Here is a 25447-nt window from a genome sequence, read left to right on the forward strand (position 1 = left end):
AAACACATGATTAACAGGCGGCTGCCCTACATCGAATGCAGCCCCCAACCACACGTTCCCGCAGGTCAAAAACCAAATGGCTGCTGCCGTACTAGCTCGAACCACCACGACGATGGCCGAGAGAGGAAACGCGGCGTAGCCGTCGACGTGTTCATTTTCCCCTGGGCTGGTGCTGGAGGCGTCGTCGTGTCATGGCTTGAGTCGCGGTCGCCGACGGTGAATGGACGCGCGCAGTTCGGCAGTCGGTAACTCGGCGAGTGTGTGTTTTCTGGTGGGCAACCTTTCCACGTTACGGCCTGTCCGCTGGGGGATGTAGCGGTTGCGTGGGGAGGTGGGGGTCACGGTGCGCAACCCCTACTTCTGGGGTGGGGCCGGGTTTACTGTAATTTGAGTACGGCTATTCATGACTAGCCACTATGGACTGTCTATTTGTCCATAGTGGTCTTGGGTTGTCCTGGCTTGGGGGATTTCATCGGGAACGACATAGAGGTTCCGGCATGTGCCGATGGTGTCGCGAACGAGACGGAAGAGCCACGGCAGGAGTCGGCGGTGCGGCGGTTGAAGGGTCCGCATGCCGTGGAGATCGCGCAGGCGACGGCTGAGGCTGCGGACGTGTGTGTCCGGCCGATGCTGATGTGGCGAATCGATAACAAGACCGAGGGCAAGGAGCTGGTTCCGAGGGATTGCGGGAGTCAGTGGGAGTCGGTGTGCCCGCCGTGTTCGCGGAAGTATCTGCGGACGGCACAAGACCAGTGCGGATCGGGATGGCATCGCGATGACGAACCCGAGGATTCGGCGGAGCCCGATCCCGAGGTCGTGTGGCTGATGAAGTACCGGGCGGATGTGACGGCCCGGGGCCGCGAAGCCAAGCAAGAGGGGAATGAGAAGGATCTGGCCGATGTCAGCGAAGCGCTGGCGGAGATCGACCAGGCGTTACGCGAGGATCACGGGGTGCGCGGGAAGCTCCCGGGTCTGGAACTGGGACGCCGGGCGGGTTTCGGCAATCGCCTCGGCGCTGCCTGTCCGGCAACGCATCGCGGTACCGCTGGGCTCGGGTGTGGGCCTGCGGCAAGGCGAGATTTTCGGGTTCTCACCCGAGGACATCGAATGGACCCCGGACGGTGCCCTCGTGCACGTACAGCGCCAAGTGCGGCCGATCGGCGGACGGCTGGTGTTCCGCCTGGCCAAGTGCGGCAAGACCCGCACAGTGCCGCTGTCGGCCACGCTGGCGCGTCAGATCACCGACCACGCCAAGAACCATCCGGCAACCCCGGTGACGCTGCCCTGGGGCGACTCAAACGGCCACAAGGTCACCGTGCCCCTGCTGGTCGCCCCCGGCCCGGGGCTGGCGTGGGAAAGCAAGAACTACAACCCGAAGATCTGGCGTCCCGCGTTCACCACGGCCGGACTGGACTACCGCACCCGCATCGACGGCATGCACGCGCTACGGCACACCTTCGCCTCCACCATGCTCGCTGCTGCGGTCACCATCCGGGAACTCGCGGACTACCTCGGTCACAAAGACCCAGGGTTCACCCTGCGTGTCTACACGCATATGCTGCCCTCGTCCCACGCCCGGGCACGAACCGCCATCGACGGGTTCTTCGCCGAGTTGGCGGCCAGTGATCCCATTGCCGCCTGACACGGCCTGTAGACGGCCTAGCAAGATCGAAAACAACTGAAACCGCTGGTCAGAGCACATAAGCTCCCAGATGGTGCCCTTCATCTCGGGACGATCGCGTCAGAAGCGGCGGTTGGCGAGGACCGGGACCGCTTGGCGGGCCTGGTCGACGGCCGCCGGGTCGATGTCGACCACCCGGACCTCGGGGGCGTCGGCGAGCTGGGCGTGCACCTGGCCGAGCGGGGTCGCGACGAGGCTGTAGCCGATCCCGGTCGGTGCCTTGCCCCTGGGCTCCAGGCCGATGCTGCGCGGGTCGGCCTGGCCACAAGCCACCACCCACGACGTCGAGTCCAGCGCGCGGGCGCGCACCAGCAGCTCCCACTGCTCGCGCTTGCCCTCGCCGGAACCCCAGGATGCCGAGGTGACGATCACCGACGCGCCCTGGTCGGCAAGCGTCGTGAACAGGCCGGGGAACCGAACGTCGTAGCAGGTCGTCAGGCCGATCTTTGTGCCATCGAGCTCCACCACCACGGGCTGCGCGCCCGGCGCGACGGTGTTCGACTCGGCGAAGCCGAAGGCGTCGTACAGGTGGATCTTGTCGTAGGAGGTGTCCAGGCCGCGGCCGGTGATCAGCAGCGTGTTCGTCACCCTGCCGTCCTCGGTGGGCGTGAACATGCCCGCCACGACCGCGATGCCGGCCTCCTCGGCGAGCCGCCGCAGTTCGGTCGCCCACGGCCCGTCCAGGGGCTCGGCCAGCGGCCCGAGCTTGATCCCGAAGCAGGCCATCGTCGCCTCCGGGAACACCGCGAGGCCGGCGTCAGCCTCGGCGGCCTTCCGGACGCCGTCGGCCACGAGTTCCAGGTTTGCCTTGGGGTCCGGTCCGGACACGATCTGGCACAAAGCGATCCGCATAACCACAACCATCCTTCTGGGGACTGTTTCCAAACTCGTTTGCGCAGCGGTGCAAGTGCGGAACCGAGTGGCGAGGGTGGGCGAAGCGGCTGCGCCGCTTCAAAGACGAAGAACAGCCTCTAGCGCTCACCCGTTACTATGTTTGTATACCAGCGATATGCACCAGCTGGAGTCACACAGCTAAATTCACGCAGCTAAATTCACGCAGGGGGTCTTCGTTGCCGTCGGGACGAGAACTGGCTTACGACCATCTCAAGGACACGGTGCTCAGCGACCCCTCGATGCAGGGGCAGTTCGTCAACGAACAGGCGCTGGCCGACGAGATCGGGGTGTCCCGAACGCCGATCCGAGAGGCCCTGCTGCTGCTGGCCGCCGAGGAACTGGTGCAGCTCGTGCCCAAGCGCGGCGCCTACATCGCCCCGGTCGGCGGCCGGGAGATCCGCGAGTTGTTCGAGATCCGCGCGATGATCGAGTGCTACGCCGCCCGTCGCGCCATCGAGCTCGACGCGGTGCCGGTGGAGCAGATGCGCGCCGAACTGGCGGCCCAGCGCGAGCTCAGCGGCGACCACCAGGCCCGCGCGTTCATCGACCGCGACCACCGGTTCCACGCCGCGCTGGTGTGCGCGGTCGGCAACGACATGCTCAGCAAGACCTATGACGCGTTGCGGGCTCGTCAGATCCGCGCGGGCATCGTCGCGCTGTTCAGCAGCGGCGGGCGGCGCAAGGCGGTGCTCGTCGAGCACGAGGCGATCCTGGCTGCGCTCGCCGCGGGCGACGCGGAGGCCGCGGCTGCGGCGATCACCGCGCACCTGTCCGCGACGCAGCAGGTCCTGCTGGCGGGCTGAGGCGGCCCGGGCCGTGGGGTTTTCCGGTCGGAAAGCCCCACGGCCCGGGCGAGATCTGAACCTCACCGCGCGTTCGAGCGCCCGAGGGACAGGCCGATCAGGGTGACCACGCAGGTCGCCGCGAGGTAGCACGCCGGGGCCAGCCAGCTCTCGAACGACGCGAACAGGTACGTGAACAGCAGCGGGGCCAGCGCGCCGCCGATGACACCCGCCAGCGTGTAGGCCAGGGACGATCCGGTGGCCCGCAGCGCCGGGCTGAACTGCTCGGACACGAACGCTGCCTGCGGCCCGTACATGAGCGCGTGCCAGATCAGGCCGACGACGACACCGACGATCAGCAGCCCAGCCGAGCCTCCGCCGACCATCGGGAAGAACACGAACGGCCAGACCCCGGCACCGATCGCGCCCACCGCGTAGACCTTCCGCCGGCCCCAACGGTCCGACAGCGCGCCGGCCAGCGGCATCAGCGCCAACTGCAGCGTCGAGCCCAGCATGACACCCGTGACCGCCCAGCTCTTCGGCATGTCGAGTTGCTGCGTGGCGTAGGTGAGCACGAAGACCGTGAACAGCGCGTAGAGCACGTCCGGGCCGACGCGGGACAGGATCGCCGCCACCAGCGCGCGGGGCTCGCGGGTGAAGACCTCCCGCACGGGTGCCCCGGCCTGCTCGCCCTTCTCCTGCAGCTCCTTGAAGACCGGGGTCTCCTCCAGCTTCACCCGGATCCACAGGCCGAAAAGCACCAGCACCGCGGAGACCAGGAACGCGACCCGCCAGCCCCAGGACATGAACTGCTCCTGGGTGAGCAGCGCCGCGAGCGCCGCAAGCACGCCGTTGGCCAGCAGGTTGCCGGCGGGTGGGCCGATCTGGGCGGCCGAGGCCCAGAAGCCCCGGTGCTTGTCGCTGCCGAACTCGCTGGACAGCAGGACCGCGCCGCCCCACTCGCCGCCGATGCCCACGCCCTGGGCGAACCGCAGGACCACCAGCAGCACGGCGCCGAGCGCGCCGACCTGGCTGTGCGTCGGCAGCAGCCCGATGAAGACGGTGGAGATGCCGGTGATCAGCAGGGTGATGACCAGCACCTGCTTACGGCCCAGCACGTCGCCGAGCCGGCCGAACACGAAACCGCCGAGCGGCCGTGAGACGTAGCCGACGGCGTAGGTGGAGAACGCGAGCAGCGTGCCGGACAGCGGATCGTGGCTCGGGAAGAACAGCTGGCCGAACACCAGCGCCGAAGCCACCGAGTACGCGGCGAAGTCGTACCACTCCAGGGAAGTTCCGCTGAGGCTCGCCACGAAGGCCTTGATCAGGTCCTTGCGGGGCGGCCGGGCCGTTGCGGGTAAGGCTTGGGTCATCGGGGTCCTTCTCTTGCCGGGGCTTCCGGTCGGTCGGGTGTGCCGACCACCGGCGTACTGTGGTACACCAAATGTATACAACCAGTATGCGCACTTTGGAGGACATCTTGTTTCCGCTGCGTTTCGATGTCAACGGTGAATTCGTCGAGGTGCCGGTGACGACCCTGCTCAACGGCGGCTACGCCGGGCGCAGTCAGGAGGACGTCGCAGCGCACGTCGCCGAGCTCGCCGAGCTCGGCGTGCCCGCGCCGACCAGGACGCCCTGTCTGTACCCGGTGGCGCCCTACCTCGCGATGCAGCCCGACGAGGTGCCGGTGCAGCACGGCCGCACCTCCGGCGAGGCCGAGTGGGCGCTGATCGTCGCCGGGCCGGAGGAACGAGACGTCCTGCTGACGGTGGCCTGCGACCACACCGACCGCCAGCTGGAAGTGCACGGCGTCGCGTGGAGCAAGCAGGCCGCGCCGGACGTGCTGGGGCGCAAGGCCTGGCGGTTGGTCGAGGTCGCCGACCGGCTCGACGAGCTGACGCTGACCGCCTGGGCGGGCGGCGAGGTGATCCAGCGGGGCACCCTGGCGGAGCTGCTCACCCCGCAGTTCTGGCTCGACGACCTGCGCGAACGCGGCCTGCTGCAGCCGGGCACCGTGCTGCTGTCCGGCACTATCCCGATGGACGCCGCGGTGGACCAGTTCGCCGACTCCTGGCGGGTCGAACTCGGCGACCCGAAGACCGGCGACGTCATCGCCTGCGAGTACCAGGTCCGCAGCATGCCCGAGCCGGTGGAGTGAACCGGCGGGTTCCCACTGGTCGGTTCTCGTGAGCGTTTTGGGTCGCCGCAGGCAGCGGCCCAAAGCGGTCACGAACCGGCGCCGCTGCGAGGCACTGGCGAGCAAGATCTCAACTTATTGAGAAAGTCTTGCAATAGCACCTATTGTTCAGGGGTGCTGAATCGTCGCGCTTTGTTCGTCGCTGTTCCGGCCGCCCTGGGCCTGCTCGGGGTGGGGTGCGCCGCGCCGTCGGCGCCGGGCACCGATGACCCCGGGTCGATGCTGCTGGCCGACGGCTATGAGCCGGAGAGCCTGAACCCGCTGCTGGGCTACGGCGTGGAGGGTGCCGCGAAGTTCTACGACGGCCTGCTGGCCTTCGATGGCCAGTCCGCGCTGCGCCCCGCGCTGGCCAGCGAGGCGCCGCAATCCACGCCCGACGCCAAGACCTGGACGGTCAAGCTCCGCGACGGCGTTCGCTTCCACGACGGCACGCCCTTCGACGCCGAAGACGTCGTCGCCACCTACAAGTCCGCGATCGACCCTGCCTACGCCTCGACGGTGTCCGCGGACTTCGACATGCTCGCCGACGTCCGCGCGCTCGACTCGCACACCGTGCGGTTCGACCTCAAGATCCCCTACGCCGCCTGGCCGTCGAAGCTGGTGCTCGCCATCATGGCGAACGAGCGGCTCGCCGAGCCGAAATCGCAGGAGAGCTCCCCGCTCAACACCAAGCCGGTCGGCACCGGGCCCTACAGGCTCGTCGAATGGCGCCAGGGCGACCAGATGACCTGGGAGGCCAACCCCGACTACTGGGCCGGTGCGCCCACCGTCGGCAAGGTCACCGTCGTCTTCGCCAAGGACGACAACACCCGCGCGCAGCGCCTGTCCTCCGGCGAGTTCGACGGCACCGTGCTGCCGCCGGTGCTGGCCGAGACCGTCGGCCGCAACGGCTACCGGACGGTGCACCACCGCACCGCTGACTTCCGCAGCATCGCGCTGCCCAACACGCACCCGGTCGCCGGCGACCGAGCCGTGCGGCTGGCGCTGAACCTCGCGGTCAACCGCGAGGGCATGATCCAGGCATTGCTGGGCGGGCACGGAAAACCGGCCTACGCGCCGATCCCGGAGTCGATGGGCGCCAACTTCGAGCCCACGGCCCGCTTCGACTTCGACCCCGAGCACGCGAAGAAGGTCCTGGACGAGGCCGGTTGGCGGGTTGGCGGCGACGGCATCCGGGAGCGGGGCGGCGTCCGAGCCCAGTTCACCGTGATGTACTTCGCCGACGACAGCCTCCGCAAGGATCTCGCCCGCGCGTTCGCCTCCGACGCCAAGGCGATCGGCATCCAGGTCGAGCTCGCCGGGGTGGACCGCTCGGCCGTGCCCGCTCGGCTGGCGACCGACGGGCTCGTGCTCGGCGGCGGCAACCCCATCGACCCCGACCCGCAGGTCTACGCGAGCCTGCACTCCTCGGTCATCGGCACCGGCACCTACAACAACCCGGGCCAGTACCGCAACGCCGAGGTCGACGCCGCGCTCGACGGCGGCCGGCAGGAGGTGGACCCGCGTAAGCGGGCGGAGTTCTACAAGCAGGCGCAGCGCGCCTACGTCGCCGACCCGGGCCTGGTGTACCTGGCGTTCATCGACCACAGCTACGTGATGCGCGACGGCAAGTGGTCCGGCTATCGGCCGCCGGTCGAGCCGCACGTGCACGGGACCACCTGGGGCCCGTGGTGGAACGTCGAGGCCTGGAAACCGCAGGCATGAGCCGCGCGATCGGCCGGTTGGTGCTGCGGCGGATCGGCTTCGCGGTCCCGGTGCTGGTGGTCGTGGCGTTCGGGGTGTTCCTGCTGGCCGCGGCGTCCCCGTTCGACCCGGTCCACCAGTACTACGGCGTGGAGCTTTTCGGGGCGTCCGCGGCCGACGTCGCGCAGGTGCGGGCCCGGTTGGGGTTCGACGACCCCGTGCTGGTGCAGTTCTGGCACTGGGCGACCGGCGTGTTCGGCGGCGACCTCGGGGTGTCGCGGTCGTTCCGGCAGCCCGTCGCGCAGGTCGTCGCGCAACGGCTGCCGTGGACGCTCCTGCTGACCGCGACCGGGCTCGCGCTGGCCGTGGTGATCGCGCTGGTGCTGGGCACCGTTGCGGCCTGGCGGCAGGGCGGCTGGATCGACCGGTTCGTCACCGCTATCGGCCACGCGCTTGAGGGCGTGCCGCCGTTCGTGCTGGCACTGCTGTCGATCGCGGTGTTCTCGCTGGGGCTCGGCTGGCTGCCGGTGGCGGGGCTGACCGACGCGGGCGCTTCAGTCTCCTTCGGGCAGGTCGCCGAGCACCTGGCGCTGCCCGCGCTGGTGCTGGGCATCTCCCAGTCGCCGTGGCTGGTGCTGCACGTCCGTCAGTCGATGCTGACATCGCTGTCCGAGGATCACGTGACCGGGGCGCGGGCGCGCGGCCTCGCGGAAAGCGTCGTCGTGCTGCGGCACGCGCTGCCGACCGCGCTGCTGCCGTTCGTCACGCTGATCGGCGCGCGGGTTCCGGAGCTGGTCACCGGGGCGGTGCTGGTCGAGGAGGTCTTCTCCTGGCCAGGCCTGGCCGCCGCCGTCGTCACCGCCGCGACGGCGGTCGACTACCCGCTGCTGGCGGTCCTGACGCTCGTGGCCACCGCCGCGGTGCTGATCGGCTCGCTGTTCGCCGACATCGCGGCGATCGTGCTAGACCCGAGGGTGGCGACCGATGGCTGAAGAAGATACGCAACGTGATTTGCGTAGCGGTGCCGGTGGCGGAACCTCAGACGCCGCCTCGACTCCGGGATCCCCGACTTATGTATGTCCAATACACGGCATCGGGGCTGTCCTCGCGAGGCGACCTCTGAGAACCCGCGGCGGTGCAAGTGGCGTGCCTCACCGCAAGCGGCTTCGCCGCTTTTTAAAGACCTCCAACGAGTCCACATCGGTCGGACCGTGGCGATTCGCCGGCCGCAAGCGCGCCGGGGCGGCGCGGACCCGGGCGCGGCTGTGGGTGTCAATGAGCGGCCTCGCGGCCCTGGCGCTGGCCGCGATCGCGGTGCCCGCGCTGTTCGGCAGCGAATCGGTGCGCTACGACTCGATCCGGCTCGCGCCGGGCCCGGCGCACCTGTTCGGCACCGACTCCGGCGGGCGGGACCTGTTCGTGCAGTCTCTATCCGGTCTGCGGATCTCCTTGCTGGTGGCCGGTTTCAGCGCGGTGGTGTCCACTGTGCTCGGTTCGTTGGTGGGCGCCGTCGCGGGCGGCGTCGGCGGCTGGCCGGACCGGCTGCTGATGCGGCTGGTCGATACCATCAACTCGGTGCCGCACCTGCTGCTGGGTATCGTGATCGTCGCGTTGTACCGGGGCAGCCTGGTCGCGGTGATCCTGTCCATCGCCCTCACGCACTGGACGACCGTGGCACGCATCGTGCGCTCCGAGGTCCTATCGCTGCGCCAGCGGCCCTACATCGACGCGGCGATCGCGGGCGGTTCGTCGCGGTGGCGGATCCTGCTGCGGCACCTGTTGCCCGCGATCGTGCCGCAGGCGGCGCTCTCGGCAGTGCTGCTCGTGCCGCACGCGGTGTGGCACGAGACCGCGCTGAGCTTCCTCGGCCTCGGCTTGCCGCCGCACCTGGCCAGCATCGGGAACATCCTCGGCGACGGCCGGGAAGCGGTGCTGCTCGACGCTTGGTGGATCGTGCTGTTCCCGTCGGTGCTGCTGGTGGCGACGACGCTGGCGGTGTCCGGACTGGCCGCGACCTGGCGCGATCGGGTCGTGCCGCGACGGCGATCGGAGTTGGCGCTGTGAGCGAACCGCTGCTCGAACTGGACCGGCTCTCGGTGCGCTTCCTGCTGGGGCGCGGCGCCGAAGTGCGGGCGGTGACCGACGCGACGCTGCAACTGCGGCCGGGCCGGATGCTCGCGCTGGTCGGGGAGTCCGGCTGCGGCAAGTCGGTGCTGGCTTCGGCGCTGCTGGGGCTGCTGCCCGGGAACGCTCAGGTTCGCGGCGAAGCCGTGCTGCGCGGCGGCATCGAGGTGCTGTCGGCGCCGGAGCCGGTGTTGGCCGGGCAGGTCCGCGGCCGGCTCGTCGGCCTGGTGCCGCAGTCCGCGAGCACCCACCTGACGCCGGTGCGGACCGCGCGCAGCCAGCTCGTCGAGGCGATCCGGGCGCTGGGCGGCGCCGCCGGGCCGGACGAGCTCGCCGAACGCGTCGGGCTGGACCCGGCCGACCTCGATCGCTACCCGCACGAGCTCTCTGGCGGGATGGCCCAGCGGGTCGGGGTGGCGCTGGCGCTGGCTGGCAACCCGCAGATCATCCTCGCCGACGAGCCGACCACCGGGCTGGACCGGCCGCTGGTGCACCGCACCGTCGACCTGCTCGCCGAAGCCGCCACCGACGACCGCGCGGTGCTGATGATCACCCACGACCTGGCCGCCGCCCGCCGGGTGGCCACCGACATCGCGGTGATGTACGCCAGCCGGATCGTCGAGGCCGGGCCGGCCGAGCAGGTGCTCGCCGACCCCTGGCACCCGTACACCGCGGGGCTGCTCGCGGCGCTGCCCGACGGCGGTTTCCGGCCGATCCCCGGCCACCCGCCGCCCCTCACCGAACTCGCCCGCATCGAACAGGAATGGGGTTGCGTGTTCTGCCAACGCTGCCCGGACGTGCCCGGATTCGGGCCGTGCACGGGAGATCCGGAACTGCTCGACCTCGGCGACCGGTGGGTCGCCGCGCACCCGCCGTGCTGAGCGCGACCGGCCTGGTCGCCGGCTACCGGCGCGGCGAACCGGTGCTCGACGGGGTCGCCCTGGACGTCCCGGGCGGTGCCGTGGTCGGGCTGGCCGGACCGAGCGGGTGCGGGAAGTCCACATTGGCCAGGGTGCTCGGGCTGCTGCACGAGCCGTGGTCCGGGCAGGTGTCGCTCGAGGGCGAGCCGGTCAGCGGCTTCCGGCACGCGACGCCGCGAGAGCAACGCAAGGCGATCGGCATGGTCTTCCAGCAGCCGCGACCCGCCGTCGACCCGCGCTTCACGCTCCGCGAGATCGTCGCCGAACCGCTGCGGGCCACCGGAGCCGCCGGGGACGTCGACGAGCTGGCCGACGAGGTGGGGCTGACCGCGGAGCTGCTGTCGCGGCGGCCGCACGAGGTCAGCGACGGACAACTGCAACGGGCCTGCCTGGCACGGGCATTGGCGTTGCGGCCGAGCTATCTGATCTGCGACGAGATGACCGCGATGCTGGACGCGTCCACCACGGCGACGCTGGTGAAGGTCGTGGACCGGCGGGTGAACGAGCACGGCACGGGGGTCCTCGCGATCAGCCACGACGAGGACCTGCTGCGGTATTGGGCGGTGCACGTGGTTCGCCTCGGCGGGTCGGTATGACATGGTGGGGCCGAAACGCGGTCGCGGGGGACCGCTCGGTACTGACGACGGACCCGAGGAGTCGACGTTGAGCGAGGGCGAAGGCACCACCTTCATGCAGTGGCGGGAGCGGGCCCAGACCGAGGTTCGCGACGACGGGCCCAAGACGCGGGCGGTCATGATCACCGCGGCGGTCGTGGTGCTCGTCGGAATCATCGTAGGATCCGTGATCCTGCTGCTGTCCTGATGCGGTCGTCCGCGATTTCAATGGAAATCGGATGTCCGCTTCCCATTGAATTGGGGAAGTTGTCGACAGTCTCCGGCGTGTCGCGGTCCGACACGCCGGAGGTCCGCAATTTCCATTGAAACCGCGGTGATCGAACCCGGGACGGGTCACCGCTGGGCGGGGAGCTTGGTGACCAGCAGGCGGGACACGCGGTGACCGTCCATCGCGCGGACCGTGAAGCGGTGGCCCAGGGCCTCCAGCGAATCTCCCTCCGCCGGGACGCGCCCGAACCGGCTGACCACGAATCCCGCCACCGTGTCGTAGGGACCGTCGGGTAGCGCGATCCCGGTCTGCTGCTCGAACTCGGCGCGGTGCAGCAGACCGTCGGTCTCGAAGCTGCCGTTGCCCTTGGGGCGCACCGGGGCCGTGCTCGGGTCGTACTCGTCCCAGATCTCGCCGACGACTTCCTCCACCAGGTCCTCGACGGTGACGATGCCCGCGGTCCCGCCGTACTCGTCGACCACCACCGCCAGGTGCCCGCCTCGCCGCCGCATCTGCGACAGCGCCGCCAGCACCGGCTTGCTCGCCGGCAGGGCGGTGACCGGCCGGGTCAGGTCGCCGACCGTGCGCGCCCCCTCGCGTCCGCCGTGAGTCGTTGCGAGCAGGTCTCGGACGTGGATGAAACCGACGATGTCGTCGGCGGTGCCCTGGATGACCGGGTACCGCGAGTGCGGCTTGCCGGCGACCTCGGCGATCGCCTCGGGCAGGGGCGTGGTGCGGTCCAGGAAATCGACCTCGGTGCGCGGCACCATGACCTCGCCGAGCACCCGGTCGGTGGCCCGGAACGCGTCGCTTAGCAGCCGCCGCTCCTCGATGGTCAGCTGCTCGTTGGTGCGCACCATGTCCCGCAGCTCTTCCTCGCTGACCTTGTCCTCGCCGGCGCGCGGATCGATACCGAGCAACCGGACCACCGCGTTGGTGGACTTCGACAGAAACCAGATCAACGGCCGCGACAGCGTCGCCAGCCCGTCCAGCACCCCGGCGGTGATCATCGCGACGCGCTCGGACTTCTGCAGCGCCAGCCGCTTGGGGGCGAGCTCGCCGAACACCAGCGACAGGTACGACACGAACAGCGTCACCAGCACCAGGGCCACCGACGCGGCCACGCCGATCGGCAGGCCCCAGCCGGCCAGCACCGGCTCGAGGCGCACCGCGATCGTCGCGCCGCCGTAGCTGGAGGCGAAGAACCCGGCGAAGGTGACGCCGATCTGCACCGCGGAGAGGAACCGGTTGGAGTCGGCGCGCAGCTTGGCCACCCGCGCGCCGCGGCGGTCCTGTTCGGCGAGCTTGCGGACCTGGCTCTCGCGCAGCGACACCAGCGCGATCTCCGCGGCGGCGAAGTAGCCGCCGAGCAGCACGAACAGCAGCACCAGCGCGATGTTCCAAGCGACGCCGTCCATCTTCTGATTGTTCCATTCCCGGCGTTCGCGAGCCCTCCACCGCCACAGTCCGGAGGTGGTTTCCGCGAAATCTCGCTGCGGTCGCCCGGACGGGCGGCCATGAGGGGCGCGATCAGGGGAAAGGATCTTCAATGGCCGTCGAAGGCGTCAGCAAGGTCGTCCCCGTGCGGGACCAGCAGCGCGCGAAGCAGTTCTGGACCGAGACCCTGGGGTTCCCCGTCACCACCGACGCCCCGTACGACGACGAGGGCAACCGCTGGGTCGAAGTCACGGCGCCCAACGGCATCTCCACGCTGATCCTGAGCACCAGCGCAACGGACCAGGCGGTCTTCCCGGTCTACGACGGCGTCCCGTCGGCCACCTTCTTCCTGTACGCCGACGACATCGAGCAGACCCACCGGGACCTGTCGGCGAAGGGCGTCGAGTTCCCGAAAGCCACCGGTCCGGAAACCGTGGGGCTGGTGGTCGGCGTTCCTCGACAGCGAGGGCAACCGCTTCACCCTCCAACAACGCCCCGATTAGAAAGCGTCCCCAGGCTCGTTCTGCGTGGCGGCGCGGGCGGTGGAGGTGCTCGAATTCCGCGACTGCGCTCAGTCGGTGGTTCGCCAGTACTGCCGCTTCTTCTCGTCGCGCACGAGGATTTTGTGCTTGACCAGTTCGGTGCGCAGCAGCGCCGCTTCCTTCCCGGCGCGCTTGCGCAGTGCGCGTTCGCGGGCCGCCATCAGCGAGTTGATCCGCAGCGACAGCTCCGGCGTGTCCTCGACCCACAGGCTGTAGGAGCCGGTGAACGGGTCCTTGTCCCGCCACGGGTAGCCGTGCTCGGTGAAGGCGCGGCGCAGCGCGAACTTGTCCAAATCGGACGGTTGCCGGATGTGCTCGCCGCCGGATTCGTCCAGCACCAAGAGGTTCTTGCCGTCGACGTACACGTAACCGATCTCGGCGCGCGCGATGTGCTGTTGCGACCGCCCGACGGTCAGCACCACCTGCTCCGGTTCGACGGTGACCGTCAGCCGCTCCTGCGCCATCAGCCCGGCGAAGCCGAGCCCGAGTATCGCGCCGATGGCGATGGCGCCGACCATGCCCCACGGGTCGGGCACCGACGCGGCGAGCTGGAACACGCCCTGGAACGGCGCCCACGGCAACCCGGCGACCCACGCGGACGCCAGTCGCAACAACCAGACGACCAGCGCTGCCAGCAACGGGCAGACGATCCACGAACCGTGCCGGACCAGGCGGTGCTCGGTGACGGTCGTCGCGGCGGGTTCTGCAGCCATGCCGCCATTATCGCCACCGGATTATCGCCACCGGCCGGCAGCTGGGGCCGCTGGTGCGGTCGAGGCTGGTCTGCCCGGGTGCCTAAGCACCCAGGCCCGTTCCTCCTCTCCCGCCGGATCAGGCTCCTGCCTCCCGGAGCAGGATGTCGACCGCGGCGTCGTTTCGCGCGGTCTCCTTCTCGATGACGCCGTCGGGCGGGTAGAAGCCGTCGATGCCGCCGCCGTTGGCCGGGTACATCTCGAAGGTGTAGGCCAGAATCTTGTGCTGGCCCCACATCCAGTCCAGGCTGTCGCCGTCGGTGATGTAGAGGTCGCTGGACTGCTGCGGGGTGTAGCCGTTGGTCTTGGCCATCTCGCCGCCGACCCGTGCGAACCGGTCGTATTCCTCCTGCGTCATGCCCTCGGTGACGTCGTCGTTGGTGTGCCCGAAGGGCCACAGCACGAGCTCGGAGTAGGTGTGGAAGTCGATCGCGGCCTTGATCTGCTGCACGCCTTCGACCACCCGGGAGTCGATGAAGTCGCGCATCGCCGCGGTCTCCGGCGCCGACCACGCGGCCGGGCCCCGGTAGGTCTCGCCGTTCGGGTCGTCGTCGGAGCCGCCGCAGCAGCCCCACTTGTAACCCCAGTTGCGGTTGAGGTCGGTGCCGGCGTTCTGCCGGTTCTTGCGCCACCCCTGGAATTCGCCGGATTCCACGTCGTAGGACGAGCCGTCCGGGTTGACCACCGGGATGATCCAGATTTCCCGGTTGTCGACCGAGTTCTTGATCGCTCGGTCGTCGGCGTAGCCGTCGGTGAGCCGGTTGGCGATGCGCAGGCACATCTCGGTGGTCAGGTGCTCGCGGGCGTGCTGGTTGCAGTCGAAGAGCACCTCCGGCTCGCCCTCGTCCTGCCTGACGTTGTCGCTGATCTTGAGCACCGGGATGTCGCGGCCTTCGAAGGACTTGCCGATGCTGGACTTCGCCGCGATGTCCGGGTGGTCCTTCACCACGGCGTCGAGCTCGGCGTTCATCTCGTCGAGGTTGTGGTAGCCCTCGTACCCGGGCGGGAAGTCGCCCGGCACCCGCTGCGCCGGATTGATCCGCTTGAGCGAGTCGACGACCTTGGTCTCGTCGTTGAGCACGAACCCGGCAGCGCGCAGCTGCTCGGCCTGCGCCGGGGTGGCCTCCACGGTGGCCACCGCGCCGGACACCGCGATGACCTGGGCGCCGGTGCGGTTGATCTCGGTTCGGGTCTTGCTGTCGGTGTTGGCAACGGTGTAGGTGGCCAAGTCCTGGGCGGCGGTCGCCCCGGTCGGCTCCGCGGACACGCTGGCCTGGATCGGGGCCAGCAGTACCAGGCACGCGGCGGCCGCCACGGTCACTGCCTTGCGCCGTGAGCTGAACATCGGGTCTCCGATCGATCAGTGGGGTGATGTTGGCAGGTTCTAGGAGCCGCCCGATGTTGGCAAGCCACTGGCGAACAATGGCCTTCCGTTGGTTTTTCCCATCCCGGCGCTCGTCCGGGGGTGACCTGCGGCCGGGTTCGAGGACGGCCGCGCCCCGCGGCGATTACCCTGGTTGGTGAAGCCCCCGGGTATTGGAAGGACGCACATGCTCACCCGTACCGACCTGCGCGGTCGCGTTCCGTCCACCGTCGAGCTGCGCGCGACGCTCCCGCGCGCCGAGATGGACGTCGAGCACGTGCTGCATCGGGTCCGGCCGGTGATCGAAGCGATCCGTGACCGCGGGGTGGAAGCCGCCCTCGAATTCACCGAGAAGTTCGATTCCGTCCGACCGGAACGGGTGAGGGTGGCGGCCGGTGAGCTGCGGAAGGCCCTCGACGAGCTAGACCCGGCGGTGCGCGCGGCCCTTGAAGAGTCGATCGCCCGCGCCCGCAAGGTGCACGACGATCAGCGGCGCATCGACACGACGACGCAGGTCGTGCCCGGTGGCACGGTCACCGAGCGCTGGGTGCCGGTCGCCCGCGTCGGCCTGTACGCGCCGGGCGGGCTGGCGGTCTACCCGTCCAGCGTGGTGATGAACGTGGTCCCGGCGCAGGCGGCCGGGGTGGAGTCGCTGGTGGTGTGCAGCCCACCGCAGGCGGAGTTCGGCGGCCTACCGCACCCGACGATCCTGGCCGCCGCGCAGCTGCTCGGCGTCGAGGAGGTGTGGGCGGTCGGTGGCGCGCAGGCGGTGGCGCTGCTGGCCTACGGCGGGCGCGACACCGACGGCGCCGAGCTGGCACCGGTGGACATGGTGACCGGCCCGGGCAACGTCTACGTGACCGCCGCCAAGCGGCACCTGCGCAGCCTGATCGGCATCGACTCGGAGGCCGGGCCGACCGAGATCGCGGTGCTGGCCGACGAGACGGCCGACGCGGCGCACGTGGCCGCCGACCTGATCAGCCAGGCCGAGCACGACCCCCTCGCGGCGAGCGTGCTGGTGACCACCTCGGTCGAGCTGGCCGACGCGGTCGACGCCGAGCTCGAGCGCCAGGTGGCGCAGACCAAGCACGTCGAGCGGATCAGCACCGCGCTGGCCGGCGAGCAGTCCGGCTGCATCTTGGTGTCCACTGTGGCCGACGGCCTCCGGGTGGTGGACGCGTACGCCGCCGAGCACCTGGAGATCCAGACCGCGGACGCCGAAGCGGTCGCCGCGCGGGTGCGCAACGCGGGCGCGATCTTCGTCGGCCCGTACGCGCCGGTGTCGCTGGGCGACTACTGCGCGGGCTCCAACCACGTGCTGCCCACCGGCGGCTGTGCGCGGCACTCGTCCGGCCTGAGCGTGCAGAGCTTCCTGCGCGGCATCCACGTGATCTCCTACAGCGAGCAGGCACTCCGCGACGTCGCGGACCGGGTGGTGGCGCTGGCCAACGCCGAGGACCTGCCCGCGCACGGTCAGGCGGTCACCGCCCGCTTCTCCCGCTGACCGCCCGGAACAACCGAAGGTAGAACCCATGAGTGACGTGCTCGGCGCCGACACGACGCTGGCCGATCTGCCGCTTCGAGACGATCTGCGTGGCCGCAGCCCCTACGGCGCGCCGCAGCTGGACGTCTCGGTGCGGCTCAACACCAACGAGAACCCCTACCCGCCGCCGCAAGAACTCGTCGACGACTTGACCGCCGCCGTGCAGGAAGCCGCCACGGCGCTGCACCGCTACCCGGACCGCGACGCCACGGCGCTGCGCGCGGACCTCGCCGCGTACCTGACCGGGGCCACCGGCGTGCGGCTGGCGGCCGAGAACTTGTGGGCGGCCAACGGTTCCAACGAGGTCCTGCAGCAGATCCTGCAGGCCTTCGGCGGGCCCGGCCGCACCGCGCTCGGCTTCGTGCCGTCGTACTCGATGCACCCGATCCTGTCGGCGGGCACCCGCACCGACTGGGTGCCCGCGCCGCGACGCGACGACTTCAGCCTGGACGGCGCGCAAGCCGCCGGCATCGTCGCGGAGAAGCAGCCCAGCGTGGTGTTCGTGACCAGCCCGAACAACCCCACCGGGCAGTCGGTGTCGCAGGACGACCTGCGCGCGATCCTGGACGCCGCCCCCGGCGTGGTCGTGGTGGATGAGGCGTACGCCGAGTTCTCCGCCCGGCCCAGCGCGATCGAGCTGATCCGGCAGTACCCGGCGAAGGTGATCGTCAGCCGCACGATGAGCAAGGCGTTCGCGTTCGCCGGCGGCCGGCTCGGCTACCTGGCGGCGGCCCCGGCCGTGATCGACGCCCTGCTGCTGGTGCGCCTGCCGTACCACCTGTCGGTGGTCACCCAGGCCGCCGCGCGGGCCGCCCTGCGGCACGCCGAGGCCACCCTCGGTTCGGTGCAGGCGCTAGTCGACGAGCGAGGGCGGGTCGTGGAAGCATTGCGGGAGCAGGGTTTCTCGCCGGTGCCCAGCGACGCCAACTTCGTCCTCTTCGGACGGTTCGCGAACGCGCACCGCGCGTGGCAGCGCTACCTGGACGCCGACGTGCTGATCCGCGACGTCGGGATCCCCGGCCACCTGCGGGTCACCATCGGCACGCCGGAGGAGAACGACGCCTTCCTGGCGGCGAGCAAGGTCGTGAGCGAGGAGATCAGCAAGTGACATTCCAGCCCGGGACCCGGGTCGGCCGGGTCGAACGCACCACCAAGGAATCCTCGGTGCTGGTCGAGCTCGACCTCGACGGCACGGGGCAGGTCGACATCGACACGACGGTGCCGTTCTACGACCACATGCTCACCGCGCTGGGCACCCACGCGGCCTTCGACCTGAAGGTGAAGTCGACCGGCGACATCCACATCGACGCGCACCACACGGTGGAGGACACCGCGATCGTGCTCGGCCAGGCGCTGCGCCAGGCGCTCGGCGACAAGAAGGGCATCCGCCGCTTCGGTGACGCCTGGATCCCGATGGACGAGACCCTCGCGCACGCGGCGGTGGACGTCTCGGGCCGCTCGTACTGCGTGATGACGGGCGAACCGGAGCAGTTCAACAGCTTCACGATCGGCGGCAACTACCCGTTCGTCTTGAACCGCCATGTGTTCGAGTCGCTGGCGTTCCACTCTCAGATCAACCTGCACGCAAGGGTGATCCACGGCCGCGACCCGCACCACATCGCCGAGGCCCAGTACAAGGCGATTGCCCGAGCCCTGCGAGCGGCGGTCGAACCCGACCCCCGCTTCGCCGGCGTGGTCCCGTCCACGAAGGGCGCCCTGTAGCGAGGTCGTGAGGGCGAAAACCGGTTATAGCCGGTTTTCGCCCTCACGACGCCTCACCTCAAACCGGTCGGGTAACCAGATCCCGGTTGACGGCGTCGACCGCGTCGCTGAGCGCGGCAAAGCCGCGACGCGTGCAGCTGAGCACGAGCTCGTCGTTACCGCGGAAGATCAGGTTCACCTCGTCGACGCCCTCGTCGTACTCGTGCGTGACCTCGACGGTCTCCGAGATCCAGGCCAGCGTGGCGGTCTCAACTCCTTGCCCTCGGTACACAGCCGACTCCCCTCCGGGCACAAGACCCAAACTAGATAAGGTTCAGTGGACGGAAACTTCAAGGCTCATGCAATAGCCTTGTGATGAGGATAAGGATTGTTAGCGAGCTTTGACATTGCCCGAATTGGGTGATCATCCGACGAGGGAGGATCCTGTGCCAGCCGGACGTCAAACCGTGGAACGCCGCCAACTGGGTCTGATGCTCCGTCGTTTCCGCGACCGAGCGGGCAAAACCCAGCAGCAGGCAGCCCAGGCGATCGGCCGTAATACGGCCCGCATCAGCCAGGTCGAAACGGCCAAAGGCTCCTTCAGCCCGGAGGAGTTGAACGGGCTTCTGGACTTCTACGGGGTCAACGCAACTGAGCGGCAGACGGTCCTTGACCTCGGTGTGCAGGCGAGGAAGCGCCAGCGCGGCCCCATTTACGCCGACCAACTGCCGCTCGCGTTCGAGCGCCTGGCCGACCTCCAGGCCGACGCCGAGTCGATCGGGTTCTACGAAGCTGGCGTTGTGCCGGGCTTGGCCCAGTCCGCCGACTACGTTCGTGCGGTTATCGAGTCAGGTGACGGCGTCTGGTGGGATTCCTCGGAGGACGAGGTGGAAAAGCGCGTAGCGTTTCGCCTGGAGCAGCAGCGCCGGGTCCTGGAAGCCAGCGACCCGAAGGACGTCTTCCTCGTTCTGGCTGAGGCGGCGGTGGACCAGCCTGTCGGCAGCATTTCCGTGTTGCGTGGGCAAATCCTGCATCTGCTTCAACTCGGTGAGCGTCCGAACGTCATGGTTCAGGTGTTGCCGAACAATGTGTGGAACAACCCGTTGCTGGGCGGAGGCTTGATCACTCTTGACTTTGGGGGCGCAGCGCCGCAGATCGCCTTCGTCTCGGTGATCTATGGGTCAGGTATCTATCACGATCAAGAAGATGATACTGGGCCCATGTTCCGTGCCTTCGAGCGAGTGCAAGATCTTGCGTTGGACTTGGAGCAGACCCGCAACCTGCTGATCGACAAGCTGAAGGGGCTTGGGCATTGAGCTATGACACCGGCTGGTTCAAGAGCAGTCGCAGTGCCGCCGCGAGCAATACATGTGTCGAGGTCCGATTAACCGACCAGGCTGTGGCGGTACGGGACTCGAAGGCCCCGGAGGCTAGCCACATCACGGTCAGCCACGCCGCTTGGCGTGCATTCCTGAACCGGCTCCGCTGAACGGCTCCTCGGCTGCGGCAGAGTGATCAACAAGATGCTGGGTTTTGAGTACCTGTAACAGCTCGAGGGGTACTCACCACTCGTTGATCGAGTGCCCGGCTGGTGGTGCTCGGCATGATCGGCGCGCACTGTACGGTCGCGGAAGGGGGCGGTGTGGCGTCGGGTGTGAAAGGCCTCCGGGACGCGCTCGCCGGGGTGCAGGTGAAGATCACCGAAGCAGCCGGGCATCTGTCGGTGGCGCTGGATTTGTGGGAGGAAAGCGGGCAGGCGCTCCGAGGTGCGTTAGACGGGACGAACGCCCCGGACGCGTTGGACCTGCTGGGTTCGCATGTGATGAGTGCCGACCAGCTCACCGAGGCGTGGAGGCTCTTACAGGCGGCGGTGCAAGAGATCCAGCGTTATCTCGAACGGCTCGGGGTTGGCGCGGATGCGGCGACGGCGGCAACCTTGCCCGACCCTCCCAGCGCCTCCGGGCCGTCCGCGGGACAGGTTCGGTCGCCCTTCCTCGGCCTCCCCGGCCGGGTAAGACCCACGGTCGTTGGTTCGCACCAAACGGGTATTCCGTGATGTTGGAAAGCGGCCGGGGCGGCGAGTACTACCAGGCGGCGCGGAGACGTGCTGTCGAATTGGGCTTGACGCACGGACGGCCGAACGCCGAGGCAGCGATTGCCCGGCATGTTGAAATCCAGTTCGCCGAGCGAATGAGGGAGCAGGGCATCATGCACGCCGAGATCGAGATCAATCGACAGGTGTGCGGGACAAGGCCGGGTAAAGATGACGACCTGTCCGATACGTGCGACAAACAGCTACCGCGATTCTTGCCCCCTGGCAGCACGCTTAGGGTCAGGGATGGAACGTCCGGGGGCAGGCTGTACCGAGGTGAGGAAGGCAAGCGATGACGATCGACGCTCGGTGGTCGGTGTTCAGCGACGACGGCTCGGAGCGAGGGGAGAACATGCTCGTCGCCGACGAATCCGCTCTGCCCCGGCTAGTCGACCGGCTCGCCGACCCGGCGGCCGACCTCGCGCGGCTCATCCACCGCGAGCGGCCGCTCTGGGACGAACAGCAACGCTTTTTCGACCATGACGTGTACGCCACCGTGGTCGAGGGCTTCGGCTACCTGTCGTATCAGGACAGGGATCATGACAAGGCGTATCCCGTGGGCGAAGCGGAGTCGCCCGGGTGCGAGTTCGAAGACGACGACTTTCCGCCTGGGGCCGGGCTCCCCTTGGACACATTCACGGCTGCGCTCACCGAGTGGCTACAGACTCGGGAGCGGCCGACGAATGTGCAGTGGCGTGAGTTCGATTTGGATGCGTGAACGCGGCCTCGCGCGGACGCTCGGCGTGGTTGGGCGGGTGCTGGTGGTTACGCCGTCTGGATGACATCGGTGGTTTGCCGTTGCGTCACGATGGGTCTTTTGCCGCTTCGCCCTCGTCGATGACGATGTCCGCTCGTGACTGAGGTTTCTCGACGTCGGGTTCTGACCGGTGCCGCCGGGGTCGTCGGCGGCGCTGCCGCCGCTTCGCTGCTGCCGCCTTCGCTGCACGAGGCCATGGCGCGGCCGGCTCCCAAAGGCGGCTTGGATGCGATCGAGCACGTCATCGTGCTGACGCAGGAAAACCGTTCCTTCGACCACTACTTCGGCACGCTTCGCGGCGTGCGCGGTTACGGCGACCGGCAGCCGTTGCAGCAGCCCGATGGCCGGTCCGTGTTCCAGCAGCCCACCGTCGGTGGTGAGGTGCTGCCGTTCTCGCTGCGGCAGGGTGCCGAGCGCGAGGGGCGTCCGGTGTCGGACATCCAGTACCTCGGCGCCCTCGACCACAGCTGGGACGGCAGCGGCAAGGCGTGGGCGCGCGGCTGGAACAACGACTGGATCGCCGCCAAGACAGCCGCGACCATGACGTACTACGAGCGGCAGGACATCCCGCTGCAGTACGAGCTGGCCGACACGTTCACCATCTGCGACGCCTACCACTGCTCGGTTTTCGGCTCCACCAACCCGAACCGCAACTACCTGTGGACCGGCACCACCGGTTACGAGCCCGCTAGCACCAAGCGCGCCGTCACCAACGCCGCCTACAGCTACGACCACGCCGGCTACGAGTGGACCACGTACCCGCAGCGGCTCGAGAAGGCCGGACTCTCCTGGCAGATCTACCAGGAGTGGGACAATTTCACCGACAACGCGGTCGAATACTTCAAGACGTTCAAGGCGATCGGCCACAAGATGCTCGCCTCGGTGGACGGGAACTTCCGCACCACCGAGGAGTTCTACACCGCGCTGTTCGACAAGCCCGCCGCGGAGCAGCAGCGGCTGCTCAAGCAGCTGGAGGCCGGTCGCGCGGCGTTGACCGACGCCGAGCGCAGCCTGTTCGACCGCGCGATGTACCGCAGCGAGCCGGGTACGCTCGTACAGCGGCTCCGTGACGACATCAATGCGAAGCGGCTGCCGAAGGTGGTCTGGCTGGTTCCGTCCGCTGTCGATTCCGAGCACCCGGGCAGCTCCACGCCGGTCGGCAGCGCGAACCTGATCTACGACGTGCTGGACGCCATCGCCAACCCGAAGATCTGGTCGAAGACGGCGCTGCTGCTCAACTTCGACGAGAACGACGGCTTCTTCGACCACGTGCCGCCGCCGGTGCCGCCGAAGCCGGAGTCCGGCAACGGCGATGACTACTTCGAGGGGCAGCCGATCGGGCTCGGCCCGCGGGTGCCGATGACCGTGGTGTCGCCGTGGACGATCGGCGGTTTCGTCAACTCCGAGGTGTTCGACCACACGTCGGTGCTGCGGCTGCTGGAGCGCTGGACGGGTGTCCAGGAACCGAACATCAGCTCCTGGCGGCGCTCCGCGTGTGGCGACCTGATCTCCGTGTTCGACTTCGAGAACGCGGCGAAGGCGCCGAAGCCCGCGGAGCCGGGCCCGGTGCCCGAGCCGATCAAGCGTTGGCACCCCAAGCCGCCGGAGGACCAGGCGCTGCCGGTGCAGGAGCAGGGCCGGCGACCGGCGCGGGCGCTGCCGTACCAGCCGCAGGTTTCCGGTGCCGTGAACGGGGAAGCGGTCGCGCTGCGGCTCGGCAACGCCGGTCCGGCCTCCGCGCACTTCACGATCTACCCGTACGCGGGAGAACTGCCCGAACCGTCCCATGTGGACGTTCGCGGCGAGCAGGTGGTGGACGTGCCGGTGCGCGAGGACTACCGGCTCGCGGTGCAGGGGCCGAACCGGCTCTGGTTCGAGTTCAGCGGTTCCCGCAACGGCAAGGCGGCGGGCATCGACGTGCGGACGAACCCCGACGCCCGTTCCGGCGGGCTGGCGCTGGAACTGCGCAACAACGGCGGCGAGGCCGTCACGCTGCGCCTGCGGTCCCTGGGCTACGCTGCCGGTGAGCAGCGCGAGGTCCGGCTCGCCGCCGGTGGCGCGGAGACCATGGCGTGGCCGACGGACCAGGGCTGGTACGACGTCGAGGTGACGGCCGCCCAGGACAAGTCGTTCCGGCGTCGCGCAACCGGCCGCGTCGAGAACGGCGCACCGGGCCTCACCGGCTGACCCCGCCGGTCAGGTGCTGTGCGTGTTCTCGGGCGCTACAGCACCCGAAAACACGCACGGCCCGGCGATGCACACCGATATGCGCAATGCATGATCGTCGATCCACGAGATTGATCAGGCGAAACGCGGTCCCAGTCCTTGGCAGTGCGTTCGTGGACCCCGGCCTGCGCCGCGGCGTCCCGCCGCCGCATTCCGCCCGCGCGCAACCTGTCGTACTCCGCCCGACCCGGATGCCCAGCCGTGCCCGTCTTCCCACGACCACGGACACCGGCCTTGCGCGCCCACCCGAACGCCGTCGCGCGGTTTACCCCAACTGCCCGAGCGGCAACCGAGATACTGCCGTCCTCCCGCTCCAGGGCCTCGAAGAACCTCGCCCTCAACTCTCCAGAAACCACGATCCCCGCAACTCCCTGAAATCCAGGGTGTTGCGGGGATCGCTAGAACCCGCCGAGAGGACCGGGCCCTTCTGCGGAGCGTCAGCTCTTCGCTGCGACTGGGGACTTCTCGGGTTCTTCGTCGGCCGTGGTGGCGCCGCCGTGGCCATCGTCGACGAAGGACTGCTCGTTGAACGGGCTCTCGCCCGCGAACACCTGCTTCATCTGGTCGCGGTCGATCTCCTTCGTCCACGCGCCGATGAGGACGGTCGCGACCGCGTTGCCCGCGAAGTTGGTCAGCGCCCGCGCCTCGGACATGAACCGGTCGATGCCCACGATCAGGCCGACACCGTCCAGCAGTTCCGGCCGGTGCGACTGCAGCCCGCCGGCCAGGGTGGCCAGCCCGGCGCCGCTGACGCCCGCCGCGCCCTTCGAGGCGACCATCATGAACAGCAGCAGACCGACCTGCTCGCCCAGCGCCAGCGGGTCACCCATCGCGCTCGCGATGAACAGCGACGCCATGGTCAGGTAGATCATGGTGCCGTCCAGGTTGAACGAATAGCCGGTCGGCACCGTGATGCCCACCACCGGCTTGCTCACCCCGAGGTGCTCCATCTTCGCGATCAGCCGCGGCAGCGCCGCCTCCGACGACGAGGTGGACACGATCAGCAGGAACTCGCGTCCCAGGTAGCGCAGCAGCGAGAAGATGTTGACCCGCGCGAACGTCCACAGGACCGGGCCCAGCACCAGGAACACGAACAGCAGGCAGGTCGTGTAGAAGCCCAGCATGATCACGGCCAGGCCCTTGAGCGCCTGCACCCCGGTCGCACCGACGACCGCGGCGATCGCACCGAACGCGCCGACCGGCGCCGCCCACATGACCATCGCCAGCATCTTGAACACCAGTCGCTGGATGTGCTCGATGCCGCGCAGGACCGGTGCGCCCTTGTCGCCCAGCGCCTGCAGCGCGAAACCGGCCAGCAACGCGACCAGCAGCGTCTGCAGCACCTGTCCCTCGGTCAACGAGGAAACGAGGGTGTGGGGAATGATCCCGAGCAGGAAGTCGGTGGTGCTCTCGGCGCCGTCACCGGCCTGCTGGGCACCCTGGCCCCGCAGCGAGTCGGTGATGTGCAGGCCCTCGCCGGGGTGCAGCACGTTGCCCACCAGCAGGCCGATGACCAGCGCCACCACGGACATGACCATGAAGTAGGCCAGCGCGAGGCCGCCGACCTTGCCGACCTTGGCGGCCTTCCGCACGCCGCCCACGCCGAGCACGATGGTGCAGAAGATGACCGGCGAGATCATCATCTTGATCAGGTTGACGAACCCGGTACCCAGCGGCTTGAGGGCCTTGCCGAGGTCGGGCGCGAGGAAGCCAACGGCGATCCCTGCCACGACTGCGGCGATCACCGCGATGTACAGGTAATGCGTTCGATCCCGACGGTGTGTCTGCGCAGCGTCTTTGCTTGCCACTGTTGCACTCCTACTGGGATACCGGGTCACTCGTACCAGCCGTGTCCCAGGTCACGGTCCGGCCGGATGAGACTATCTGCGCCAGGTATCGTCTACGTCACG

General features: G+C 68.9%; 24 protein-coding genes and 2 pseudogenes. 19 read left to right on the forward strand and 7 right to left on the reverse strand.

The genetic code is table 11. The features are described from left to right. Nucleotides 1–576: 576 nt before the first annotated feature. Both ACWDKQ_RS05155 and ACWDKQ_RS05160 read left to right on the forward strand, forming a co-directional pair. Nucleotides 577–876 (forward strand): annotated as a pseudogene (locus ACWDKQ_RS05155) (replication initiator); the annotation flags it as partial. Between the two features lie 22 nt (nucleotides 877–898). Next, nucleotides 899–1642 (forward strand): tyrosine-type recombinase/integrase, encoded by a 744-nt coding sequence (locus ACWDKQ_RS05160; protein ID WP_450137479.1) that lies wholly within the window; start codon nucleotides 899–901, stop codon nucleotides 1640–1642. Nucleotides 1643–1741: 99 nt separating this feature from the next. Here the strand turns inward: ACWDKQ_RS05160 and ACWDKQ_RS05165 are convergent, their stop codons facing one another. After that, entirely contained in the window at nucleotides 1742–2533 is a 792-nt protein-coding gene (locus tag ACWDKQ_RS05165) for a carbon-nitrogen hydrolase family protein (protein WP_450137480.1), read from the reverse strand. Nucleotides 2534–2751: 218 nt separating this feature from the next. Between ACWDKQ_RS05165 and ACWDKQ_RS05170 the strand changes: the two genes are divergently transcribed. Continuing rightward, nucleotides 2752–3378: a GntR family transcriptional regulator gene (locus ACWDKQ_RS05170; protein ID WP_450137481.1), complete on the forward strand. Its 627-nt coding sequence runs from the start codon at nucleotides 2752–2754 to the stop codon at nucleotides 3376–3378. Nucleotides 3379–3440: 62 nt separating this feature from the next. On the opposite strand, the gene ACWDKQ_RS05175 is transcribed toward ACWDKQ_RS05170, so the two are convergent. Then, on the reverse strand, nucleotides 3441–4730 hold the full coding sequence (locus tag ACWDKQ_RS05175) for an MFS transporter (protein ID WP_450137482.1): 1290 nt from the start codon (nucleotides 4728–4730) through the stop codon (nucleotides 3441–3443). Between the two features lie 107 nt (nucleotides 4731–4837). Between ACWDKQ_RS05175 and ACWDKQ_RS05180 the strand changes: the two genes are divergently transcribed. From ACWDKQ_RS05180 to ACWDKQ_RS05210, 7 genes are all read left to right on the forward strand, one after another. After that, nucleotides 4838–5515, forward strand: coding sequence for a DUF2848 domain-containing protein (locus ACWDKQ_RS05180; RefSeq protein WP_450137574.1), 678 nt, complete (start codon nucleotides 4838–4840; stop codon nucleotides 5513–5515). A 153-nt stretch (nucleotides 5516–5668) separates the two neighbouring features. Further along, complete coding sequence (locus tag ACWDKQ_RS05185; protein WP_450137483.1) at nucleotides 5669–7258, forward strand: ABC transporter substrate-binding protein; 1590 nt, start codon at nucleotides 5669–5671, stop codon at nucleotides 7256–7258. Beyond that, nucleotides 7255–8229 (forward strand): ABC transporter permease, encoded by a 975-nt coding sequence (locus ACWDKQ_RS05190; RefSeq protein WP_450137484.1) that lies wholly within the window; start codon nucleotides 7255–7257, stop codon nucleotides 8227–8229. The genes ACWDKQ_RS05185 and ACWDKQ_RS05190 overlap by 4 nt, the downstream gene beginning before the upstream one ends. Nucleotides 8230–8383: 154 nt before the next feature. Next, complete coding sequence (locus ACWDKQ_RS05195) at nucleotides 8384–9301, forward strand: ABC transporter permease (RefSeq protein ID WP_450137485.1); 918 nt, start codon at nucleotides 8384–8386, stop codon at nucleotides 9299–9301. Next, on the forward strand, nucleotides 9298–10242 hold the full coding sequence (locus ACWDKQ_RS05200) for an ABC transporter ATP-binding protein (protein WP_450137486.1): 945 nt from the start codon (nucleotides 9298–9300) through the stop codon (nucleotides 10240–10242). Before ACWDKQ_RS05195 ends, ACWDKQ_RS05200 begins: the two co-directional genes overlap by 4 nt. Next, nucleotides 10236–10877, forward strand: a complete 642-nt coding sequence (locus tag ACWDKQ_RS05205; protein WP_450137487.1) for an ABC transporter ATP-binding protein — start codon at nucleotides 10236–10238, stop codon at nucleotides 10875–10877. Before ACWDKQ_RS05200 ends, ACWDKQ_RS05205 begins: the two co-directional genes overlap by 7 nt. Before the next feature lie 67 nt (nucleotides 10878–10944). Continuing rightward, on the forward strand, nucleotides 10945–11103 hold the full coding sequence (locus ACWDKQ_RS05210) for a hypothetical protein (protein ID WP_450137488.1): 159 nt from the start codon (nucleotides 10945–10947) through the stop codon (nucleotides 11101–11103). 146 nt (nucleotides 11104–11249) lie between these two features. Here the strand turns inward: ACWDKQ_RS05210 and ACWDKQ_RS05215 are convergent, their stop codons facing one another. Further along, entirely contained in the window at nucleotides 11250–12542 is a 1293-nt protein-coding gene (locus ACWDKQ_RS05215; RefSeq protein WP_450137489.1) for a hemolysin family protein, read from the reverse strand. Between the two features lie 131 nt (nucleotides 12543–12673). Between ACWDKQ_RS05215 and ACWDKQ_RS05220 the strand changes: the two are divergent. Further along, nucleotides 12674–12949, forward strand: a pseudogene (locus tag ACWDKQ_RS05220) (VOC family protein); the annotation flags it as partial. Nucleotides 12950–13132: 183 nt separating this feature from the next. On the opposite strand, the gene ACWDKQ_RS05225 reads toward ACWDKQ_RS05220, so the two are convergent. After that, nucleotides 13133–13816, reverse strand: coding sequence for a YqeB family protein (locus ACWDKQ_RS05225; RefSeq protein ID WP_450137490.1), 684 nt, complete (start codon nucleotides 13814–13816; stop codon nucleotides 13133–13135). Between the two features lie 118 nt (nucleotides 13817–13934). Beyond that, the gene (locus ACWDKQ_RS05230) at nucleotides 13935–15200 is read right to left on the reverse strand and encodes a M14 family metallopeptidase (protein ID WP_450137491.1); all 1266 of its coding nucleotides are present in this window, start codon (nucleotides 15198–15200) and stop codon (nucleotides 13935–13937) included. 205 nt (nucleotides 15201–15405) lie between these two features. Between ACWDKQ_RS05230 and hisD the strand changes: the two genes are divergently transcribed. From hisD to hisB, 3 genes are read left to right on the forward strand one after another with little or no spacing between them, the layout of a single operon-like run. Further along, a complete protein-coding gene (gene hisD, locus ACWDKQ_RS05235; protein WP_450137492.1) occupies nucleotides 15406–16722 on the forward strand; it encodes a histidinol dehydrogenase in 1317 nt (438 codons plus the stop codon). A gap of 28 nt (nucleotides 16723–16750) precedes the next feature. Beyond that, the gene (locus tag ACWDKQ_RS05240; RefSeq protein WP_450137493.1) at nucleotides 16751–17869 is read left to right on the forward strand and encodes a histidinol-phosphate transaminase; all 1119 of its coding nucleotides are present in this window, start codon (nucleotides 16751–16753) and stop codon (nucleotides 17867–17869) included. Next, nucleotides 17866–18483: an imidazoleglycerol-phosphate dehydratase HisB gene (hisB, locus tag ACWDKQ_RS05245; RefSeq protein WP_450137494.1), complete on the forward strand. Its 618-nt coding sequence runs from the start codon at nucleotides 17866–17868 to the stop codon at nucleotides 18481–18483. The genes ACWDKQ_RS05240 and hisB overlap by 4 nt, the downstream gene beginning before the upstream one ends. Nucleotides 18484–18541: 58 nt before the next feature. Here the strand turns inward: hisB and ACWDKQ_RS05250 are convergent, their stop codons facing one another. Continuing rightward, a complete protein-coding gene (locus ACWDKQ_RS05250) occupies nucleotides 18542–18754 on the reverse strand; it encodes a hypothetical protein (protein ID WP_190822402.1) in 213 nt (70 codons plus the stop codon). A 154-nt stretch (nucleotides 18755–18908) separates the two neighbouring features. Between ACWDKQ_RS05250 and ACWDKQ_RS05255 the strand changes: the two genes are divergently transcribed. The 5 genes from ACWDKQ_RS05255 (at nucleotide 18909) to ACWDKQ_RS05275 (ending at nucleotide 23498) form a co-directional block, all read left to right on the forward strand. Further along, on the forward strand, nucleotides 18909–19778 hold the full coding sequence (locus ACWDKQ_RS05255) for a helix-turn-helix domain-containing protein (RefSeq protein ID WP_450137495.1): 870 nt from the start codon (nucleotides 18909–18911) through the stop codon (nucleotides 19776–19778). Further along, nucleotides 19775–19951, forward strand: a complete 177-nt coding sequence (locus tag ACWDKQ_RS05260; RefSeq protein WP_450137496.1) for a DUF397 domain-containing protein — start codon at nucleotides 19775–19777, stop codon at nucleotides 19949–19951. Before ACWDKQ_RS05255 ends, ACWDKQ_RS05260 begins: the two co-directional genes overlap by 4 nt. Before the next feature lie 359 nt (nucleotides 19952–20310). Continuing rightward, the gene (locus ACWDKQ_RS05265; protein ID WP_450137497.1) at nucleotides 20311–20850 is read left to right on the forward strand and encodes a DddA-like double-stranded DNA deaminase toxin; all 540 of its coding nucleotides are present in this window, start codon (nucleotides 20311–20313) and stop codon (nucleotides 20848–20850) included. Between the two features lie 20 nt (nucleotides 20851–20870). Beyond that, nucleotides 20871–21272 (forward strand): Imm1 family immunity protein, encoded by a 402-nt coding sequence (locus ACWDKQ_RS05270; RefSeq protein ID WP_450137498.1) that lies wholly within the window; start codon nucleotides 20871–20873, stop codon nucleotides 21270–21272. 135 nt (nucleotides 21273–21407) lie between these two features. Continuing rightward, nucleotides 21408–23498, forward strand: a complete 2091-nt coding sequence (locus tag ACWDKQ_RS05275; RefSeq protein WP_450137499.1) for a phosphocholine-specific phospholipase C — start codon at nucleotides 21408–21410, stop codon at nucleotides 23496–23498. A gap of 476 nt (nucleotides 23499–23974) precedes the next feature. On the opposite strand, the gene ACWDKQ_RS05280 is transcribed toward ACWDKQ_RS05275, so the two are convergent. Further along, a complete protein-coding gene (locus tag ACWDKQ_RS05280) occupies nucleotides 23975–25345 on the reverse strand; it encodes a cation:dicarboxylate symporter family transporter (protein WP_450137500.1) in 1371 nt (456 codons plus the stop codon). Nucleotides 25346–25447: the final 102 nt, after the last annotated feature.

Source organism: Saccharopolyspora sp. NPDC000995 (assembly GCF_053599315.1).

Coding starts and splice junctions, on each gene's coding strand:
- ACWDKQ_RS05240 (WP_450137493.1), top strand. CDS start 16,751: ATGAGTGACGTGCTCGGCGCCGACACGACGCTGGCCGATCTGCCGCTT.
- ACWDKQ_RS05165 (WP_450137480.1), bottom strand. CDS start 2,533: ATGCGGATCGCTTTGTGCCAGATCGTGTCCGGACCGGACCCCAAGGCA.
- ACWDKQ_RS05225 (WP_450137490.1), bottom strand. CDS start 13,816: ATGGCTGCAGAACCCGCCGCGACGACCGTCACCGAGCACCGCCTGGTC.
- ACWDKQ_RS05230 (WP_450137491.1), bottom strand. CDS start 15,200: ATGTTCAGCTCACGGCGCAAGGCAGTGACCGTGGCGGCCGCCGCGTGC.
- ACWDKQ_RS05175 (WP_450137482.1), bottom strand. CDS start 4,730: ATGACCCAAGCCTTACCCGCAACGGCCCGGCCGCCCCGCAAGGACCTG.
- ACWDKQ_RS05190 (WP_450137484.1), top strand. CDS start 7,255: ATGAGCCGCGCGATCGGCCGGTTGGTGCTGCGGCGGATCGGCTTCGCG.
- ACWDKQ_RS05215 (WP_450137489.1), bottom strand. CDS start 12,542: ATGGACGGCGTCGCTTGGAACATCGCGCTGGTGCTGCTGTTCGTGCTG.
- hisD (WP_450137492.1), top strand. CDS start 15,406: ATGCTCACCCGTACCGACCTGCGCGGTCGCGTTCCGTCCACCGTCGAG.
- ACWDKQ_RS05160 (WP_450137479.1), top strand. CDS start 899: ATGTCAGCGAAGCGCTGGCGGAGATCGACCAGGCGTTACGCGAGGATC.